1 protein-coding gene is annotated in these 1157 nt (G+C 53.8%); it reads right to left on the bottom strand.

Features of this window, described 5'->3' with window-relative positions:
- A partial coding sequence (gene tuf / locus SU32_RS16565) for an elongation factor Tu (protein WP_054000497.1) occupies positions 1 to 1157 on the bottom strand: 1157 nt, incomplete at its 3' end.

Raw genomic sequence — 1157 nt, 5'->3', positions numbered from 1 at the left:
ACGATGCCCGCGCCTACTGTGCGGCCACCTTCACGGATAGCAAAGCGCAGGCGCTCTTCCATCGCGATCGGGTTGATCAGCTCAACATTCATCTCGGCATTATCGCCAGGCATAACCATCTCAGTGCCTTCCGGCAGTGTTACTTCGCCTGTCACGTCTGTTGTGCGGAAGTAGAACTGCGGGCGGTACTTGTTGAAGAACGGTGTATGACGACCGCCTTCTTCTTTGGTCAGAATGTAGGCTTCTGCTGTGAATGTTGTGTGCGGTGTCACTGAACCCGGCTTCACGATAACCTGGCCGCGTTCAATCGCTTCGCGGTCGATACCACGAAGAAGCGCACCGATGTTGTCGCCTGCTTCACCGCGGTCAAGCAGCTTGCGGAACATCTCAACACCCGTACATGTTGTTTTCTGCGTGTCGCGGATGCCGACGATTTCAAGTTCGTCGCCAACATTAACAACACCGCGCTCAACACGGCCAGTTGCCACTGTACCACGGCCGGAGATTGAGAACACGTCCTCAATTGGCATCAGGAACGGCTGGTCAACAGGACGCTCAGGTGTCGGGATTGCTTCATCAACAGCAGCCATCAGCGCGCGGATTGCGTCTTCGCCGATTTCCTTGTTGCTGTCTTCAAGAGCAGCAAGCGCAGAACCTTTAACAACAGGAAGATCGTCGCCCGGGAAGTCGTATGATGAAAGAAGCTCGCGCACTTCCATTTCAACAAGTTCCAGAAGCTCTTCGTCGTCAACCTGGTCAACTTTGTTCAGGAACACAACAAGCGAAGGAACACCAACCTGACGGGCAAGAAGAATGTGTTCGCGTGTCTGCGGCATCGGGCCGTCAGCAGCTGAACAAACAAGGATCGCGCCGTCCATCTGCGCTGCGCCTGTGATCATGTTTTTCACATAGTCGGCGTGGCCCGGGCAATCAACGTGGGCATAGTGACGGTTTTCTGTTTCATACTCAACGTGAGCAGTTGAAATAGTAATACCGCGTGCACGCTCTTCCGGTGCACCGTCAATCTGGTCATAAGCTTTGTAATCACCGAAAAACTTCGTGATCGCCGCTGTCAGTGATGTCTTGCCGTGGTCAACGTGACCAATCGTGCCAATGTTCACGTGCGGCTTATTGCGCTCAAACTTTTCCTTGGCCAT

The sequence above is a fragment of the Ahrensia marina genome (assembly GCF_001293565.1).
In the GTDB taxonomy this organism is placed as follows: domain Bacteria; phylum Pseudomonadota; class Alphaproteobacteria; order Rhizobiales; family Rhizobiaceae; genus Ahrensia; species Ahrensia marina.
This window is presented reverse-complemented; position numbering and strand designations above follow the sequence as displayed.